We start from the raw sequence: 17,094 nt of genomic DNA on the forward strand, positions 1-17,094 counted from the left end.
CCCGGCCGCCAGTCAGACGGACGCCGTCAGACGTCCGCCGTCAGACGTCCGCCGTCAGACGGACACCAGCCCCTTCCGAGGTGCCAGCAGGAAGGCGCAGAGGTAGAGCGCGGCGACCAGCAGCAGCAGGTTGCGGTAGCCCGTCAGCAACGCCAGGTACTCGAGGCAACCACCGAGCATCGCGCCCAGCAGGTTCAGCCCGAACGCCGCCTGCGAGTCGTCCGAGGCGCCGAATCGCTTGGAGAAGGCGACGTTGGCCAGGTAGATCGGGATGAAGGCGAGCAGGATCGCCACCAGCAGGCGCGGCAGGAACGGCATGGTCAGCAGCCACGACGGTTCGATGAAATAGGACACGGCGAGGGACACAGCGATCCCGCCGAACACCACCGGCAAGGGCGGTGTTCGGAATCTTCGGGTGGTCTCGACCGCCGCGAGCACGATGATGAGCACGCCGCCGAAGACGAGTGCGTTGACCAGCCACGTCGTGCCGAACAGCAGGGCGAAGGTGGCGATGTTCTTCGTCTCCAGCAGCAGGAACGCCGCACCCATGAAGAACAGGTCGGCGTACGGCCGCATCGCCCTGAACGGGCCGCCCAGGATGCGGACGGCGATCACCGAGATCAGCAGGATGCCGCCCAGCGTCCACAGGTAGAGCGACGGGATGGAGCCGCCCTGGTAATAGAGGAACGGCCGGTCGTCGGTGGCGGGCGCGATGACGTCGCCGGCCGGTGAGTAGGGCACACCGCAGGACTGGTTCGACTCCTCGAGCGCCGCCGTCACCACCGCCTGGCCGCCGCCGACCTTGTCGACACACGGCTGGTGACCGAAGGCGGCCGCCGCGGTGCCGGCCAGCCGATCGATCAGCCAGTCCTCGCGGTAGTAGTTGTACATCGAGAAGGAGCCGTCCGGCGTCAGGTGTTCGGCGGCGGCCTGCAGCGCCTGCTCGGTGAACAGGAAGCTCTCCAGCCGGATCTGAGACGCCCCGGTCACCAGGGCCAGCGAGTCCGGCAGCGCGAACAGGATCAGGTCGTACTTGGTGTCCGTGGTCTCCAGGAAGGCCCGCCCGTCGTTGACGTGCCGGGTCACCCGCGGATCGGCGTAGGGGTTGTCCGGGTTCTTCTCGGCACCGATGTCCATGATCCGCGGGTCGATGTCGACCGCGTCGATGTGCTTGGCGCCCTTGCTCAATGCGATCGCCACATCCGAGCCGGAACCGGCCCCGATGATCAGCACGTTGTTCAGCGGATTCTCCGGCGACCGCTCGTACGGCAGCCCGTACTGGGGCTCCTCCAGCAGCCGCTGCTCCGCGGCCCGCATGATCTGGTGCGGGACACCGTTGACCGAGATGTCGGTCAGCGAGAGACCACCGACGGTGCGGTCCTCGGTGGAGATCTTGTAGTACGGCGACCAGGAGATGCCGGGGGTCAGCGTCTCCATCACGAGCACCACGATCATCGCCGCGCCGGAGACCAGGGCCAGGTAACGCTGCCACTTCCCGATCAGCACCACGAATCCGACGGTGACGATGACGCCCCACACCACCGACGGTGCGCGCAGGAACGACATCAGGGTGAACAGCCCGATGCCGATCAGCGAGCCGACCAGGTCCCACCGGTAGGAGGTCAACGGCCGCAGGTGGGCGAAGCACCGACCGACCACCTCGGACGGCCCGGCGAGGCACGCCGCGACCAACACGAAGATCAGCGGCAGGACCAGCCAGGCGGGCGGGCCGGTGGTGCTGAGCGAGGTGAAGTAGATGACCTGGTCGCCCACCGCCCGGTCGATGGTGACCGGTTCCAGGAAGGTGAAGATCACCAGCAACGCCAGGATCACCGGCGTGGCGGGAAGGATCGACCACGAGCGCCGGGAGATCAGGAAGCCGAGCCCGATGCCCAGGAACGACCCCAGCAGGACGAAGTTGGAGAAGTAGCTCAGGTGCACGATGTTCGCGCCGAGCCACCGGATCAGTGCCAGTTCGAGGAACAGCATCAACGCGCTGCCCAGGACGAGCCTGCGCACCACCGCATAGTCCGGGCGTTCGGGCTCCGACTCGACCGGTAGCCGCCAGGAGCGACGCGCCGGTGTCACCGTGGCAGAGCCCGCAGGCTCGGTGGTGGGTTGCCCTTGGCCGTCGGCCATGTCCTACCTCCGCCCGGCCGGTGGTCGGCCGGCTCGTGCAATGTGGGTGTTCCGGGGTGGTTGCCGACCCGTCTGACGGCGGATCGGCGGGTCAGAGCGGATCGTCAGAGCACTTCGAAGTGGCCGTCGTCCAGGTTCAGCCACCGGGTGTCGGGTGGGCCGAGCCTGGTCAGCAGTCCGTAGACCATGTCGGTGTTGGCCATCACCTTCTCGTGGATGGGGATGGCCACCGCGGGATGGACGGCACGGAAGTACTCGATCGCTTCCTTGACCGCCATCCATGGAGCGGAGGTCGGCAGGGCCAGGATCTCCACCGGCCGGCCGATGTCGGTGAGGCTGTCGCCGGGATGCAGCAGGCGCCCCCCGACGAGGTAGCAGGCGTTGCTGATCACCGGGATGTCGCGGTGGATCACCGCGTGGTCGCCGGCCCACACCTCCACCCGGGTGCCCACGTCGAGCACGTCCCCGGTCTGCACGGCGGTGGCTTCGATGCCCGCGTCGGCCAGCACCGCGACGGAGCCACTGTCCGCGTAGAGCGCCGCGTCCGGGTTGGCGCGCAGCACGCCGGTGAGCCGGCGGGTGTCGACATGGTCGGGGTGCTGATGGGTGATCATCACTGCGGTCAGTCCGGACAGGGTCTCGAAGCCCTGCGAAAAGATCCCCGGGTCGATCAGGATGCTGGCCGACCCGTCGACGACGTGCAGGCAGGAATGCCCGTACTTGGAGATCTTCATCCGTGAACCTTCCGTCCTGGCCGCGCCAGGGTCAACCGTCCGATACGACCGGCAGAACCGCTGCCCCGGCTCCGGCCAAGGGTCAGGCTACGTCGCCCGGAGGGTGGTCAAGTGCAGCGACCGGCCGTCGGTGCGGGGTGTCCCGATCGGCGGCGATCAGTTCAACAGCAGCCAGGCGGCCAGGAAACCGAGCGAGTTCGTCGCCCAGTGCAGCAGCATCGTCGTCTTGATGCCCTTGCCGAGCCGGGCGATCAGGCACAGCGCGACACCTGCGACGATCATCGCCAACACCGCGAGTGTCGTTGTCAGCACGACGTTGTGACCGATCGCCCCGCCGACCGCCGCGTTGGCGTCCCCGATGCCGATGGACGGCAGGATGTGCCACAGACCGAACAGGGTCGACGCGCCGAGCACCGGACCCCAACTCCACCGGATCGCCGGAGACACCCCCATCAGCGCGGGGAGAACACCGCGGAAGGCGACCTCTTCGAGCACGACCGTGCCGAGGGGGATCTGGATCAGCACGACGAAGAGCATCTGCGCGGTGTCGGCGTCGCCGATCCTGGTGTCGATGAAGGCGCTCTGGGTCGCCGGCACGATCATCCCGAGGGCGAACAGCAGCGCGGTCCCGCCGGCGAGCAGCAGGCCGACCCCGACCGGCCGGTGCCAGTGCCGGATGCCGAGCCCGACGGCCACCGGACCGGCGCCGCCGCGGTAGGCGATGCCGAGCAGCACGAAGGCCATCGTCAGGTTCCACGGCACATACGCCCAGGCCGGCAACACCCGGTTCGACATCACGTTGCTGACGGCCAGCACCGCGATCGCGCAGGCCAGTGCCACCAGCCGGCGGCGACGCGCGCGCGATCCCGGCACGCGACGGACCTGCAACGCCGACCCCATGCTCCTATCGTCTACCTGCTTGTGATCCGACGCCCCGGCTGCGCCCTTGACCAGGGTCGACGAGGAAGATGGCAGTAGTCACCTCGGGGAGGGAGCGCGATGGCCACCGGAACGCGGCGCGTCGCACGCGATCCCTATGCCGACTTCCTGAGGGCGTTCTCGCTGCTCGTCGTCATCCTGTGGCACTGGTGCTTCACGATCCTGGTGTGGGGCGATCAGGGGCCCTATGCGACCAGCCCACTCGGGTTCACCTCCGGGCTGTGGATCGCCACCTGGCTGCTGCAGGTGCTGCCGGTGTTCTTCTACATCGGTGCCTACGTGCACCTGAAGTCCTGGGAACGGGCCGAGGCCCGCGGGGAAAGGCTGTGGCGTTTCGCCCTCCGGCAGGCGCGGTCATTGGCCATCCCGTCGGCCGCGCTACTGGTCACCTGGGTGATCCTGGGGATCGTCGTCGGCATCGTCTTCGACCTGACCTGGATGGGTCAGGCCGTGCTGATGGTGCTGTCCCCGCTGTGGTTCGTGTTCTCCTACCTGATCTTCATCTGCCTGATGCCGATCACCGTCTGGCTGCACCGCCGGTACGACGCGCTGGTCCTGGTGGTCCTCGCAGGACTCGCCGTGATCGTCGACATCCTGCGGTTCCGGTACGGGGTGCCCGGCGTCGAGTGGCTGAACATGGTTTTCGTCTGGGGATTCGCCTTCCAGCTCGGCTACTTCCACGGCCGGATCTCCGGGGTCGATTCCGCACCCCGGTACTCCGACGGCCGGCTCGACTGGGCCTACCAATCGCCGCAGGCCCGTCAGCAGGGCAGGATCATGGCCACCGCGGGGTTGTTCGCGCTGATCGGGCTGGTCTTCTCCGGGCTCTACCCCGGTTCCATGGTCGGGGTGCCGGGCGAGGACTCCAACATGGCGCCGCCGACGGTGTGCATCGTGGCGCTCACGGTGTTCCAGGTGGGCTTCGCCGAGCTGACCCGGCCGCTGGTGCTGCACGCGTTGGGCCGGGGCGGTGCCTTCGCCAAGGCCACCACGGTGTTCACCCGCTTCGCGCTGCCGCTGTTCCTGTTCCACACCACCGGGATGGCACTGTCCCGGGCCGTCGAATGGTCCATCTTCGGGACGCAGGTCGAAGGCACCGAACCCACCATGACGTGGTGGTTGCTGCGCCCGGTGGCCATCATCGGCCCGCTGCTCGCGACGCTCCCGGTGATGTACCTGTTCGGCCGGCGATGGCAAACCCAGACCACCGACCCGCCGCCGCGGATCTTCCCGATCGAGGACGAGCAGGTCGGTGACGGCGGCGACGGGCCGGTGCTCCGGCCGACCAGCTGACGCTCGGCCCCGGAACCGCCCCGCTCCCTGCGTCAGGTCCGGATCAGTGCGCCCTCGGACGTGATGACCTCCGCCTCGGGGTCGTCGAACCAAACCCCGCCGTTGCCGAGGTAGCGGAAGCTCACCTCGGTGCCGCGCGGAACTTCGACGGTCACGCTGCGGGTGCCGTTGCTGCGGCGCACCAGCCGGTGCACGCCCGGCTTCCAGTCGTTGAATGTTCCGACGGCCGACACCGGGCCGTCGTGGATGTCGTCGGGCAGGACGAACTGAATCTTGGCGGTGACAGGGGTTGCTCGCTGGATCTTTACGGTCACTGTGTTTCCATCGGGTCGTCGGGCGCTGCCTCATGACAGCCAGCGGAGACTGTAAGGCAGCGCGGCGGGACTACCCGCGAGCCGCGCTCAAATGGGACGAACGTTCACTCCGGTGCAACAGTCAGCGGCGCGGCCGGCCTCGGACCGTCGGCCCGGCGATACCCCGGCCCGCGATAAGCTGACCAGCGGTCGGATGCGCCGGAGCATGCGGTGCGAGACCGCGCCGCTCGCTCTTCCTGCAGGTCCGACCCGACCTGAACGGCCCCCCAAGAATCCGAACCGAAGAATCCGAACCGCAGAACCCGAACCCGCTGGGAGCACCGCCGTGGCGCGCGTGGCAGTCGACGTTGTCATCAAACCTGAGATCCTCGACCCGCAGGGCAAGGCCATCCTCGCGGCCCTGGCCCGGACCGGGCACACCGGTGTGCAGTCCGTCCGGCAGGGCAAGCACTTCGACCTCGAGGTGGACGACACCGTCTCCGACGAGGATCTGGAGGAGCTGGCCGGCACGCTGCTGGCGAACCCGGTCATCGAGACCTGGACGGTGACCCGCCTCGGGACCATCCAGGAGCCGGCCCAGGCGGCGCCCGAGGCGGCGCTGTGAGCTGGAACTCGGTGATCGCCAAGGGCGGCACCGGCCCGGCGGCGACCGTTGCCGGTACCGGTGGCGCCGGCCCGCGGATCGGTGTCATCACCTTCCCGGGAACGCTCGATGACGTCGACGCCGCCCGCGCTGTCCTGTACAGCGAGGCCGAACCCGTCGCCCTCTGGCACGCGGACACCGACTTGCGCGGGGTCGACGCGGTGGTGGTTCCCGGCGGCTTCTCCTATGGCGACTACCTGCGGGCCGGCGCGATCGCCGCGCAGGCACCGATCATGCGGTCCGTCATCGAGGCCGCCCGCGGCGGACTGCCGGTGCTCGGGATCTGCAACGGATTCCAGGTGCTGTGCGAGGCCGGACTGCTGCCCGGTGCCCTGGTCCGCAACGCCAGCCTGCGGTTCATCTGCCGCGACCAGTGGTTGCGGGTCGAGAACACCGACACCGCCTGGACGTCCCGGTTCGAGCCGGGCGCCGAGATCCTGGTGCCGATGAAGAACGCGGAGGGTTGCTTCGTCGCGTCCGACAAGGTGCTGGACGAGTTGGAGGGCGAGGGCCGGGTGCTGTTCCGCTACGTCGGGGACGGGCCGACTCAGGGCAACCCGAACGGAGCGATGCGCGACATCGCCGGGATCTGCTCGGCGGACGGCCGGATCGCCGGCCTGATGCCGCACCCTGAGCACGCGATCGACGCGCTGACCGGGCCGACCGACGACGGGCTCGGATTGTTCTACTCGGTCCGGGACTGGATCGGCGCCGCGTCCGGCGCGCAGGATTCCGGTGCTGCCGCGCAGACCGCCGGGGTCTCCCGATGACCGACCACATGGCACACCCCACCGCCGCCGACCTGCTGGACATCACCGACCCGATCGGCGCCGTCGATCTGGTCGATCTGGACCAGGAGCTGGACACCGTGGCCCATGCGGCCGCGACACCCGATGTGGCGCAACCCTTCCGGGAGCTGGGACTCAAGGACGACGAGTACGCGCGCATCAGGGAGATCCTCGGCCGCCGGCCCACCGCCGCCGAGCTCGCGATGTACTCCGTCATGTGGTCGGAGCACTGCTCGTACAAGTCGTCCAAGGTGCACCTGGCGTACTTCGGCGAGACGACGACCGAGGAGATGCGTTCCAAGATGCTGGCAGGCATCGGCGAGAACGCCGGTGTGGTCGACATCGGTGACGGTTGGGCGGTCACCTTCAAGATCGAGTCGCACAACCACCCGTCGTTCGTCGAGCCGTACCAGGGCGCCGCGACGGGTGTCGGCGGGATCGTCCGGGACATCCTCGCGATGGGCGCCCGGCCGGTGGCCGTGATGGACCAGCTGCGGTTCGGCCCGGCGGATGCCGCCGATTCGCAGCGGGTCGTGCCAGGGGTGGTCGCCGGGGTCTCCGGCTACGGGAACTCGCTCGGCCTGCCCAACATCGGCGGCGAGGTCATCTTCGACCCCTCCTACGCCGGAAACCCGCTGGTCAACGCCGCCTGCATCGGCGTCCTGCGGGCGGAGGACCTGCAGACCGCGCACGCGTCCGGTGTCGGCAACAAGGTGATCCTCTACGGCTCCCGCACGGGCCTGGACGGCATCGGCGGTGTTTCCGTGCTCGCCTCGGCGACGTTCGCCGGGGGCGACAGCGAGGACAGCGTAGGAAGACGCAAACTTCCGTCGGTCCAGGTCGGCGACCCGTTCGCGGAGAAGGTGCTGATCGAGTGCACCCTCGAGGTCTTCCATGCCGGTCTCGTCGTCGGTATCCAGGACCTCGGCGGCGCCGGATTGTCCTGTGCCACTTCGGAACTCGCGTCGGCCGGCGACGGCGGGATGCACATCGTGCTGGACAACGTGCCGCTGCGCGCCGAGGGTATGACGCCCGCCGAGATCCTGTCGAGCGAATCTCAGGAGCGGATGTGCGCCGTCGTCACGCCCGACAAGGTCGACGCCTTCCTGGCCGTCTGCGAGAAGTGGGAGGTGCAGGCGGACGTCATCGGTGAGGTCACCGACTCCGGCCGGCTGACGATCGAATTCCAGGGTGCGACGGTGCTCGACGTGCCGCCCCGCTCCGTCGCCCACGACGGCCCTGTCTACCACCGGCCCGTTGCCCGGCCGGATTCGCAGGATGCGTTGCAGGCCAACACGTCTGCGTCCCTGCAAAGGCCGACGGTCGACCAGCTCGGTGACCTGATCATGACGATGATCGCCTCCCCGAACCTGTGCTCGCGGGCCTGGGTGACCGACCAGTACGACCGGTACGTCCGGGGCAACACGGTGCTCGCACAGCCCGCCGACGCCGGCATCATCCGGGTCGCGGAAACCGAGGACGGCCCGGAACGCGGCCTCGCGATGGCCACCGACTGCAACGGCCGGTACACGATGCTCGACCCCTACGCGGGCGGTCAGCTGGCACTGGCCGAGGCCTACCGGAACGTCGTCACCACCGGAGCCGCTCCGCTCGCCGTCACCGACTGCCTCAACTTCGGCAATCCCGAGGACCCGTCGGTGATGTGGCAGCTCCAGGAGGCCATCCACGGGATCGCCGACGGGTGCGCGCAGCTCGGAATCCCCGTCACCGGCGGCAATGTCAGCCTCTACAACCAGACGGCCGGGGTGAACATCCTGCCCACCCCGGTGATCGGCGTGCTCGGCGTCATCGACGACGTCCGGCGGCGAACCATCCCGGGGATCGGCCAGGACACCGGCGAGACGCTGCTGCTGCTGGGCACCACCCGTGATGAGTTCGATGGCTCCGCGTGGGCCGATGTCGTGCACGGACATCTCGGTGGACGGCCGCCGGCGGTGGACCTCGAGGCGGAGCGCAAGCTCGGTGACATCCTGATCGCAGGCTCCCGGGACGGCATGGTGTCCGCGGCACACGACCTCTCCGAAGGTGGGCTGGTGCAGGCGGTCGTGGAGATGTGCCTGTCCGGTGAGACCGGCGCGCGGATCGTGCTGCCCGAGGGTGCGGACCCGTTCGTCTGGCTGTTCTCCGAGTCGACCGCGCGGGTGCTCGTTGCGGTGCCCCGCACCGAGGAGCTCAGGTTCACCGAGATGTGCACCGTCCGCCGTCAGCCGTGGGTGAAGATCGGCGTCGTCGACGCCGGTGACACCGGGGCGCCGGACGAGCAGTTCGTCGACATCCAGGACGTCGCCAAGCTGTCGCTGACCGATCTGCGCGCGGCCTGGGCGGGGACGCTGCCCGCCCTGTTCGGCTGACCATTCGGTCGGCTCAGCGGTTGCGAGTGCTCAGCACCAGGTAGTCCAGGTGGCAGGATTCTTGTGTCACCCGGGAGTTACACCGGGGTGTGACACTACCGGCTCCGCGATGACTGGCCGGAAGAATCATCCTCGACGCCAGTGTCCTGATCGCATTCCTCGATCCTGACGATGCGCACCATCGCGCGCCGACGAGTTCATCGTGCAGGCGGTCAGCGGCGGCCAGGAGTTGACCGTCAACCCCGTGACGTTGGCGGAGGTGTTGGTGCAGCCCACCCGGGAGGGCGGGCTGGAACAGGTGCTGGCCGAGTTGGGCAACCTGTGTTGGAGGTTCCGTTCCCGGCCGGTGCGGCGCAGGCGCTGGCCCGGCTGCGGGTCACCGGCCTGAAGATGCCCGACTGTTGTGTCCTGCTGTCCGCGATCGACCGCGGAGCTTCACTGGTTTCGTTCGATGGCCGGTTGGTCGGCGCGGCCGTACAGCAGCACGTCGGCGTGCACCAGTTCGCGTAGTGGACGTCGTGTTCAACGAGCGGACTGCCTGCGGATAAGGTGAACCGCGGTGCGCCGGGAAGTCTGGTCGGCAAGTGGTTGAGACGACGACCCGAACCGACGAGAGGGGCCTCCGATGGCCGTCACCCGCCCTGCGCTGTTCTCCCCCGGCACGTGGGCCGAAGACGGCCGCGTTGCCCAACTGCTCCGCAAGGAGACGGTCGGCGGCGCCCTGCTGCTGCTGGCCACCGTCATCGCGCTGATCTGGGCCAACACCGGCATCTCCGACAGCTACTTCACCCTGCGGGACACCACGTTCGGACCGGCAGCACTGCATCTGGACCTGACAGTCGCCGAGTGGGCCGGGGACGGGCTGCTCGCCATCTTCTTCTTCGTCGCGGGCCTTGAGCTCAAACGCGAATTCGTCGCGGGGGACCTGCGGGACCCGCAGCGTGCGGTCGTCCCGGTGGCGGCAGCGGTCGGCGGCATGATCGTCCCGGCAGTGCTCTACCTGGCGATCGCCGGCGGCACCGGCGCGAAGGGCTGGGCGATCCCGACCGCGACCGACATCGCCTTCGCACTGGCGGTTCTCGCGGTCATCTCGACGCACCTGCCCACCGCGCTGCGGACGTTCCTGCTCACCCTCGCGGTGGTCGACGACCTGCTGGCGATCACCATCATCGCGCTGTTCTACACCTCCGATCTCCAGCCGCTGTGGCTGCTGCTGTCATTGGTTCCGCTGGCGATCTTCACCCTGCTGGTGCAGCGCAGGATCAGTGCATGGTGGTTGCTGTTGCCGCTGGCATTCCTCACCTGGGCGCTGGTGCACTCCTCGGGCGTGCACGCAACGGTGGCCGGCGTGCTGCTCGGCTTCGCGGTCCCGGTCCGGGCCCGCAAGGTGGCCGGCAAGGACGATGACCGGCCCGGGATGGCGGAGCATTTCGAGCACCTGTGGCGCCCGATCTCCGCCGGCGTCGCCGTGCCGATCTTCGCGCTGTTCTCGGCGGGTGTCGCCATCGGCGGTCTGGCCGGCCTCCAGTCCGCGCTGACCGACCCCATCGCGATCGGCATCATCGCCGGGCTCGTCCTGGGCAAGCCGGTGGGCATCCTCGTCGCCACGTTCCTGACGTCCAAGCTGACCGGCCGCTCGTTGCAGAAGGGCCTGACCTGGCCAGATCTCACGGGCGTCGCGATCCTCGGTGGTATCGGCTTCACCGTCTCGCTGCTCATCGGCGAACTCGCGTTCGGCGGGAGTTCGGAGGCCGACGATCACGTCAAGATCGCCGTGCTGGCGGGTTCGGTCGCGGCGGCCGTGCTTGCCGGGATCCTGCTTCGGCTCCGTAATCGCCGGTACCGCCTGATGTACGAGGAGGAGCAGTTGGACACCGACCACGACGGCATTCCCGACATGTACCAGCGGGACGAGACCTGACGGACGCCATCTGGTCCGGTGCCGCTGGTCAGCCGGCCCGCGGCGCGTACATGATGACGGCGACCCCGACCAGGCAGATCGTCGCGCCGGCGATGTCCCACCGGTCCGGGCGGAACTTGTCGACCACGACCCCCCAGGCCAGCGAACCTGCCACGAAGACCCCGCCGTACGCGGCCAGGATGCGACCGAAGTCGGCCGCCGGCTGCAGCGTCGCGACGAACCCGTAGAGACCGAGGGCGATGACGCCCGCGCCGATCCACACCAGCCCCCGGTGCTCCCGCACCCCCTGCCAGATCAGCCACGCCCCACCGATCTCGGCCAGTGCCGCGAGCACGAACAGCACGATCGAACGGGCGATGATCATGGCGGCATCATCCCCGGCTCCGGTGTCGTGGGGCGTTCGGCCGCGGCCAGAACGGACAGCACGCCGTCGGCGGCCAACCCGTGCCAGCGGCGCGCGTAGCGGAGCATCGGGTGCCCGCCCCGCTCGATCAGCACCGATTCCACCCGCGCGCCCGCTCTGACCGCACGGGCGAGCCAGGCCCTGGTCGACGGCTCCGGAATGGTCCGGTCGCGGGTGCCCTGCACCACGAACAGCGGTACACCCTCCAAGCCGTCGACGGCATCGTCAGCCACCAGCCACGGCGCCAGGCCGACCGCTCCGACCGCCGCGTGCTCGGTGCGGACCGTCTGCATCGCGACCCGGCCACCGAGCGAATGACCGACCAGCACCACGGGGAGGCCGGGGTGCCGGCGGGCGATCTCCGCGACCGCCCAGCGCGCGTCCCGCAGCACCGCAGCGCCATCGGTGTTCCAGCCGCGGATCGAGAACCGCAACCGGTGGACGGCGGCATCCGGAACCAGACGGGCGACCGTCCGTGCCACCGGCACCAGCCGGAGGGCGGCGACGCTCAGCGGGCCGACCCGCATCGACGAATCGACCGAGCCGCCGTGCAGCACCAGAACTGCCGAGGTGGGGCTGAACGGTGACGACGTGGCCAGCAGACGCGCGCCGTGACGGGTGATGCTCACCACTGCAGTATCACGGTGGCTCCGCCCATCCCGGCGCATCCGCGGGTGTGCCCCGAGCCGGTGCACCGCTGACACCTGCGCACGGCGCGCGACCGGACGAGCCGGGTCGTCCCGCGCCTTAGGGTGGTGCGTCATGGCCAGACGAGTCACCCGCGACCAGGTCGCCGCCGCGCTGGAGCGGGCCGCGGGTCCGCTCGACGCGGCACACACCAGAACGGCCGTCCTGGCGACGCTGCGCTGGCTCGCCCAGGCCTATCCGGGCCGGTCGGTGGAGATCAGGGTGCCGCCACAGGGTGCGGTGCAGGCCTTCGCCGGTCCCACGCACACCCGCGGGACCCCGCCCAATGTGGTCGAGACGAACGCGGTGACGTGGCTGGCGCTGGCCACCGGAACGCTCGCCTGGGCCGACGCGGTGGCGGACGGGCGGGTCGTCGCGAGCGGTACCCGGGCCGACCTGTCGGCGGTGCTGCCGATCGACCCCGACGCGTCCGGTGCCGGCGGCGACAGCGACTGACCGGGCGCGTGCGCGCTCGCGGACCGCCCGGATTGCCACGCTGAGCAGGTACAGTGGGGTACCGCTGATCCCCTGGCATGATCCGCCCGCAGAGGAGCACGGTTTTCGTGGTCAATGGTCCGTCGCTGGAAAACATGACCGGCGCGATCCACAGTCAAACCCTCCTACCGATGCCTACCGTCAGACGGTCCGGCGCGCCCGCAGTCGGGGCTGATCAAGCACATCTCTTCGATCCCGAGCAGGACCCGTCGCCGCGCGAGGAGTGCGGCGTCTTCGGTGTCTGGGCCCCCGGTGAAGAGGTGGCGAAACTCAGCTACTACGGGCTCTATGCGCTGCAGCACCGTGGCCAGGAGGCGGCCGGCATCGCGGTCGCCGATGGTTCGCAGATCGTCGTCTTCAAGGACCTCGGCCTGGTGTCGCAGGTGTTCGACGAGCAGACGCTGTCCTCGCTGAACGGGCACATCGCCGTCGGCCACTGCCGTTATTCGACGACCGGCTCGGGAACATGGGAGAACGCCCAGCCGACGTTCGCCATCACCGACGTCGGGTCCGGCATCGCGCTCGGGCACAACGGCAACCTGGTGAACACCGTCGAACTGGCGGCCAAGGTCGCGGCCCTGCCCGGCAAGGCCGGCCGGGGCAAGTGCTCCACCGACTCCGACGTCATCACGCGTTTGCTGGCCGCGAAATCCGCCGACTCGGGTCTCGAGGCCGCGGCGATGGAACTGCTCCCGGAACTGCAGGGCGCCTTCAGCATGGTGTTCTGCGACGAGCACACGCTGTACGCCGCCCGCGACCCGCACGGGGTCCGCCCGCTGGTGCTCGGCCGGCTCGATCGCGGCTGGGTGATCGCCTCCGAAACCGCGGCGCTGGACATCGTCGGCGCCTCCTTCGTCCGCGAGGTCGAACCGGGGGAGCTGCTGGCGATCGACGCCGACGGCCTGCGCAGCGAGCACTTCGCCCCGCCGACGCCGAAGGGCTGCGTTTTCGAGTACGTGTACCTGGCCCGCCCGGACACGACGATCTCCGGCCGCGGCGTGCAGGCGACCCGCGTGGAGATCGGGCGCCGGCTCGCCGCCGAGGCACCGATCGAGGCCGACCTGGTCATCCCAACACCGGAATCGGGCACTCCCGCCGCCATCGGGTACGCCCAGGCGTCCGGGATCCCCTACGGCCAGGGGCTGGTGAAGAACGCCTACGTCGGGCGCACCTTCATCCAGCCGTCGCAGACCATCCGGCAGCTCGGCATCCGGCTCAAGCTGAACCCACTGAAGGACGTCATCCGCGGGAAACGCCTTGTGGTGGTGGACGATTCGATCGTCCGGGGCAACACCCAGCGGGCCCTGGTGCGAATGCTGCGGGAGGCCGGCGCGGTCGAGGTACACGTCCGGATCGCGTCGCCGCCGGTGCGCTGGCCGTGCTTCTACGGCATCGACTTCGCCTCGCGGGCAGAGCTGATCGCCAACGCGGGTGACGTCGAAGCCATCCGTCGTTCCATCGGTGCCGACACGCTGTCCTATGTGTCGCTCGAAGCGCTGATCTCCTCGACCGAGCAGCCGAAGAACCGGCTCTGCACGGCCTGTTTCACCGGTGACTACCCGATCCCGATCCCGGCCCAGGTGGGCAAGCACGTCCTCGAGGGCATCGCCAGGGGCGTCGCCAACCCGGCGCAGGTCAACGGCCGATCGGCGTCCGACCCGCTGCTGCGCAGCCCGCTCGACGGGCACGCCAGGGGAGTGGCGGGAGACGCCGCGCCGGTGACGGCGGCCGGATACGGCGCAGAGGACGCGCTGACCAGACCATGAGACGAGTAGCTGCATGAGCAACGGACGTCATTCCATCGGCACCGGCGCCACCTACGCCGGTTCGGGGGTCTCCATCGCGGCGGGCGAACAGGCCGTCGACCTGATGAAGCCGTTCACCCGGCGCACTCACCGGCCGGAGGTGATCGGCGGCATCGGCGGTTTCGCCTCGCTGTTCCGGTTGCCCCTGCACCGGTACCGGGAGCCCGTGCTGGCGTCATCCACCGACGGTGTCGGGACGAAGTCGGCGATCGCGCAGGCCATGGACGTGCACGGCACGATCGGCATCGATCTCGTCGCGATGGTCGTCGACGACCTGGTCGCCTGCGGCGCCGAACCGCTGTTCATGCAGGACTACATCGCCTGCGGCAAACTCGAGCCGCAGCGCATCGCCGACCTGGTCTCCGGGATCGCCGAGGGATGCGTACTGGCCGGCTGTGCGCTCGTCGGCGGCGAGACCGCCGAGCATCCCGGCCTGATGGAGCCCGACGACTACGACCTCGCCGGCACCGCTGTCGGAGTGGTGGAGGCGGACGCGATTCTCGGTCCCGACCGCATCCGACCGGGCGACGTCGTCCTCGGTCTGGGGTCCTCCGGGCTGCACTCCAACGGATACTCACTGGTCCGGCACGTGCTGCTGGACATCGCCAGGCTCCCGCTGGACGGCCATGTGGAGGAGTTCGGCCGCACCCTCGGCGAGGAACTGCTCGAGCCGTGCCGGATCTACGCCCTCGACTGCCTGGCATTGACCAGAGAGACCGACGTCCACGCCTACGCGCACATCACCGGCGGCGGCCTGGCCAACAACCTGGCCAGGGTGATCCCGGACGGTCTGACCGCCGCGCTGGATCGCCGCGCCTGGAATCCGCTGCCGGTGTTCGGCTACATCTCCTCGCACGGCCGGGTGTCCCGGGAGGAGATGGAGAAGGCGTTCAACATGGGCATCGGGATGGTTGCGGTGCTGCCCGCCGATGACGTCGACCGCGCGATGGCGATGCTGACCGCCCGTCATCTGTGGAGTGTCGTGCTGGGCACCGTCGAGGAGTCCGGTGACCGGACCGAGCGGGTCACGCTGTGCGGGGATCATCCCCGGTTCTGAGTTCTGTCTGGTCTGGTTTCGTCAGGTCGGGCCTCGTCGGGCCGACCTCCGGCTGATTGTGGCCTCGGTCTGGTCTGACCTCCGCCCGGTCTGACCTCCGCCGGGTCTGACCTCGCCGGGTTTGTGCACTCAGGACCAGCATTGACCGCTTCTCGCGGGACCATGGATCCATGAAAGCCCGTGCGCAGTCCGTCATGGCACGGCGCATGGTTCATCAGGGACAGTGGCGGCCGACCGCCGCGACGCCGGCCGGCGCGGTTCGCAACCTCGTCGCGGTGCAGGCGCAGGAGTTCGCCTACGCGTTGTGGGGTGTCTCGCAGCACGTGGTCGGTGGTCCCGACCGGGCCGCGATGCTCCGTGCGTTCGACAACGGGGAGCTGCTCAGGACGCACGTCCTGCGACCCACCTGGCATTTCGTCGTGCCGGAGGATCTGCGCTGGTTGCTCCGGCTCACCGCGCCGCGGCTCCGCCGGCAAATGGCGTACCAGGACCGCCAGCACGGGATCAACGAGCCCGTGCTGGCCCGGTCCAGCGACGTGCTGGCCGCGGCAGTTGAGGGCGGTCAGCACCGCACCCGCCTCGAGCTGACGGATGCGCTGGAAGCAGCCGGCATCCCGGCCGGGGGTGGCCGGCTGGTGTTCATGCTGATCCACGCCGAGTACGACGAGGTGCTGGTGAGCGGCGCGATGCGCGGGAAGCAGCACACCTATGCGGCTTTCGACGAGCGGGTCCCGGCGGGACCGGACTTCGACGAGGACGGCGCGCTCACCGAATTGGCCCGGCGGTTCGTGGCGACCCGCGCCCCGGTGACCGCCAAGGATCTGGCGACCTGGGCATCGCTGACCCTCGGCCAGGCACGCCGCGGACTCTCGGCGATCGAAAGGGACTGTGTCATCGAGGACCTGGACGGCCTGACGTTGTGGTCGCCCGTTGATCCTGTCCTCGAAGCCGTTGTCCCACAGCACAACTCGCCCACGGTCGACCTCTTGCAGGGCTACGACGAACTGGTGATGTCGTACAGCGAGAGCCGCCGCATGCTGGCTCCCAGTGGGGTACTGCCGGTGGGTGACTATGTGTCGCACCTGCACGTGCTGCTGATCGACGGAGCGCTGGCCGGGCATTGGCGTCACCAGCTGAGCAGCGCCGGCGCGGTGATCGAGGTCCAGCTCCGGCGCCCCATCACGGCACCGGAGACGGCGGCACTGACGGAGGCGGTGTCGCGGTATGGCAACTACCTCGGAGTGCCAACCACCCTCGACGATCCGGTGCTCATGGGCTGACGGCCGACCCGCCGGCCCCGCCGTCGCCTCCGGGCGTGCGTGGGAGCTGGTCGAGATGGCGATTCCGGTCCGGTTTTCTCTGCTGGAAGGACCGGAACCGCCACCTCGATCGCGTGGCGCGCGCAGATGTTTCGCGCGCCGTGATGTCAGGCGATGCGTACCGCGGGCTAGGACCTCGTCGGCGGTCGGCGCGGTGTTTTTCAGATCGGCCAGGTCGAAAGCAC

Annotated in this window: 16 protein-coding genes; 10 read left to right on the top strand and 6 right to left on the bottom strand. The window is 69.2% G+C overall.

Going from position 1 to position 17,094, the window contains the following annotated elements; genetic code table 11:
* Nucleotides 1-54 precede the first annotated feature (54 nt).
* The 3 genes from ACVBEQ_RS12825 to ACVBEQ_RS12835 form a co-directional block, all read right to left on the bottom strand.
* On the bottom strand, nucleotides 55-2,139 hold the full coding sequence (locus tag ACVBEQ_RS12825) for a spermine/spermidine synthase domain-containing protein (protein WP_447153690.1): 2,085 nt from the start codon (nucleotides 2,137-2,139) through the stop codon (nucleotides 55-57).
* Nucleotides 2,140-2,243: 104 nt separating this feature from the next.
* Entirely contained in the window at nucleotides 2,244-2,873 is a 630-nt protein-coding gene (locus tag ACVBEQ_RS12830; protein ID WP_447153691.1) for an MBL fold metallo-hydrolase, read from the bottom strand.
* A gap of 156 nt (nucleotides 2,874-3,029) precedes the next feature.
* Nucleotides 3,030-3,773, bottom strand: a complete 744-nt coding sequence (locus tag ACVBEQ_RS12835; protein WP_447153692.1) for a CPBP family intramembrane glutamic endopeptidase — start codon at nucleotides 3,771-3,773, stop codon at nucleotides 3,030-3,032.
* A gap of 99 nt (nucleotides 3,774-3,872) precedes the next feature.
* On the opposite strand from ACVBEQ_RS12835, the gene ACVBEQ_RS12840 reads away from it, so the two are divergent.
* The gene (locus tag ACVBEQ_RS12840) at nucleotides 3,873-5,105 is read left to right on the top strand and encodes an acyltransferase family protein (RefSeq protein WP_447153693.1); all 1,233 of its coding nucleotides are present in this window, start codon (nucleotides 3,873-3,875) and stop codon (nucleotides 5,103-5,105) included.
* A 32-nt stretch (nucleotides 5,106-5,137) separates the two neighbouring features.
* Here ACVBEQ_RS12840 and ACVBEQ_RS12845 read toward each other — a convergent pair whose 3' ends face one another.
* Entirely contained in the window at nucleotides 5,138-5,419 is a 282-nt protein-coding gene (locus tag ACVBEQ_RS12845) for an isoamylase early set domain-containing protein (protein WP_447153694.1), read from the bottom strand.
* 325 nt (nucleotides 5,420-5,744) lie between these two features.
* On the opposite strand from ACVBEQ_RS12845, the gene purS reads away from it, so the two are divergent.
* The 5 genes from purS (at nucleotide 5,745) to nhaA (ending at nucleotide 11,143) form a co-directional block, all read left to right on the top strand.
* Nucleotides 5,745-6,023, top strand: a complete 279-nt coding sequence (gene purS / locus ACVBEQ_RS12850; RefSeq protein ID WP_447153695.1) for a phosphoribosylformylglycinamidine synthase subunit PurS — start codon at nucleotides 5,745-5,747, stop codon at nucleotides 6,021-6,023.
* Between the two features lie 14 nt (nucleotides 6,024-6,037).
* Nucleotides 6,038-6,832 (top strand): phosphoribosylformylglycinamidine synthase subunit PurQ, encoded by a 795-nt coding sequence (gene purQ, locus ACVBEQ_RS12855; protein WP_447153787.1) that lies wholly within the window; start codon nucleotides 6,038-6,040, stop codon nucleotides 6,830-6,832.
* Complete coding sequence (purL, locus tag ACVBEQ_RS12860; protein ID WP_447153696.1) at nucleotides 6,829-9,222, top strand: phosphoribosylformylglycinamidine synthase subunit PurL; 2,394 nt, start codon at nucleotides 6,829-6,831, stop codon at nucleotides 9,220-9,222. The genes purQ and purL overlap by 4 nt, the downstream gene beginning before the upstream one ends.
* 202 nt (nucleotides 9,223-9,424) lie before the next feature.
* Nucleotides 9,425-9,610, top strand: a complete 186-nt coding sequence (locus ACVBEQ_RS12865; protein ID WP_447153697.1) for a hypothetical protein — start codon at nucleotides 9,425-9,427, stop codon at nucleotides 9,608-9,610.
* A gap of 237 nt (nucleotides 9,611-9,847) precedes the next feature.
* Nucleotides 9,848-11,143 carry a Na+/H+ antiporter NhaA gene (nhaA, locus tag ACVBEQ_RS12870; RefSeq protein ID WP_447153698.1) on the top strand — a complete coding sequence of 432 codons (1,296 nt, stop codon included), beginning with the start codon at nucleotides 9,848-9,850 and terminating at the stop codon, nucleotides 11,141-11,143.
* Between the two features lie 28 nt (nucleotides 11,144-11,171).
* Here the strand turns inward: nhaA and ACVBEQ_RS12875 are convergent, their stop codons facing one another.
* Both ACVBEQ_RS12875 and ACVBEQ_RS12880 read right to left on the bottom strand, forming a co-directional pair.
* Entirely contained in the window at nucleotides 11,172-11,507 is a 336-nt protein-coding gene (locus tag ACVBEQ_RS12875; protein ID WP_447153699.1) for a YnfA family protein, read from the bottom strand.
* Complete coding sequence (locus ACVBEQ_RS12880) at nucleotides 11,504-12,175, bottom strand: serine aminopeptidase domain-containing protein (RefSeq protein WP_447153700.1); 672 nt, start codon at nucleotides 12,173-12,175, stop codon at nucleotides 11,504-11,506. The genes ACVBEQ_RS12875 and ACVBEQ_RS12880 overlap by 4 nt, the downstream gene beginning before the upstream one ends.
* Nucleotides 12,176-12,308: 133 nt before the next feature.
* On the opposite strand from ACVBEQ_RS12880, the gene ACVBEQ_RS12885 reads away from it, so the two are divergent.
* From ACVBEQ_RS12885 to ACVBEQ_RS12900, 4 genes are all read left to right on the top strand, one after another.
* Nucleotides 12,309-12,689 carry a sterol carrier family protein gene (locus ACVBEQ_RS12885; protein ID WP_447153701.1) on the top strand — a complete coding sequence of 127 codons (381 nt, stop codon included), beginning with the start codon at nucleotides 12,309-12,311 and terminating at the stop codon, nucleotides 12,687-12,689.
* A gap of 170 nt (nucleotides 12,690-12,859) precedes the next feature.
* Nucleotides 12,860-14,494, top strand: a complete 1,635-nt coding sequence (gene purF, locus ACVBEQ_RS12890) for an amidophosphoribosyltransferase (protein ID WP_447153702.1) — start codon at nucleotides 12,860-12,862, stop codon at nucleotides 14,492-14,494.
* A 13-nt stretch (nucleotides 14,495-14,507) separates the two neighbouring features.
* Nucleotides 14,508-15,590, top strand: coding sequence for a phosphoribosylformylglycinamidine cyclo-ligase (purM, locus tag ACVBEQ_RS12895; RefSeq protein ID WP_447153703.1), 1,083 nt, complete (start codon nucleotides 14,508-14,510; stop codon nucleotides 15,588-15,590).
* Between the two features lie 170 nt (nucleotides 15,591-15,760).
* Nucleotides 15,761-16,870, top strand: coding sequence for a winged helix DNA-binding domain-containing protein (locus tag ACVBEQ_RS12900; RefSeq protein WP_447153704.1), 1,110 nt, complete (start codon nucleotides 15,761-15,763; stop codon nucleotides 16,868-16,870).
* Nucleotides 16,871-17,094: the final 224 nt, after the last annotated feature.

Source organism: Nakamurella sp. GG22, assembly GCF_052976845.2.

Excerpts from the sequence above, each read along its gene's own strand:
- ACVBEQ_RS12835 (WP_447153692.1), bottom strand. The coding sequence starts at position 3,773 with ATGGGGTCGGCGTTGCAGGTCCGTCGCGTGCCGGGATCGCGCGCGCGT.
- nhaA (WP_447153698.1), top strand. The coding sequence starts at position 9,848 with ATGGCCGTCACCCGCCCTGCGCTGTTCTCCCCCGGCACGTGGGCCGAA.
- ACVBEQ_RS12885 (WP_447153701.1), top strand. The coding sequence starts at position 12,309 with ATGGCCAGACGAGTCACCCGCGACCAGGTCGCCGCCGCGCTGGAGCGG.
- purM (WP_447153703.1), top strand. The coding sequence starts at position 14,508 with ATGAGCAACGGACGTCATTCCATCGGCACCGGCGCCACCTACGCCGGT.
- purF (WP_447153702.1), top strand. The coding sequence starts at position 12,860 with ATGCCTACCGTCAGACGGTCCGGCGCGCCCGCAGTCGGGGCTGATCAA.
- ACVBEQ_RS12900 (WP_447153704.1), top strand. The coding sequence starts at position 15,761 with ATGAAAGCCCGTGCGCAGTCCGTCATGGCACGGCGCATGGTTCATCAG.
- ACVBEQ_RS12825 (WP_447153690.1), bottom strand. The coding sequence starts at position 2,139 with ATGGCCGACGGCCAAGGGCAACCCACCACCGAGCCTGCGGGCTCTGCC.
- purL (WP_447153696.1), top strand. The coding sequence starts at position 6,829 with ATGACCGACCACATGGCACACCCCACCGCCGCCGACCTGCTGGACATC.
- ACVBEQ_RS12840 (WP_447153693.1), top strand. The coding sequence starts at position 3,873 with ATGGCCACCGGAACGCGGCGCGTCGCACGCGATCCCTATGCCGACTTC.
- ACVBEQ_RS12875 (WP_447153699.1), bottom strand. The coding sequence starts at position 11,507 with ATGATCATCGCCCGTTCGATCGTGCTGTTCGTGCTCGCGGCACTGGCC.
- ACVBEQ_RS12830 (WP_447153691.1), bottom strand. The coding sequence starts at position 2,873 with ATGAAGATCTCCAAGTACGGGCATTCCTGCCTGCACGTCGTCGACGGG.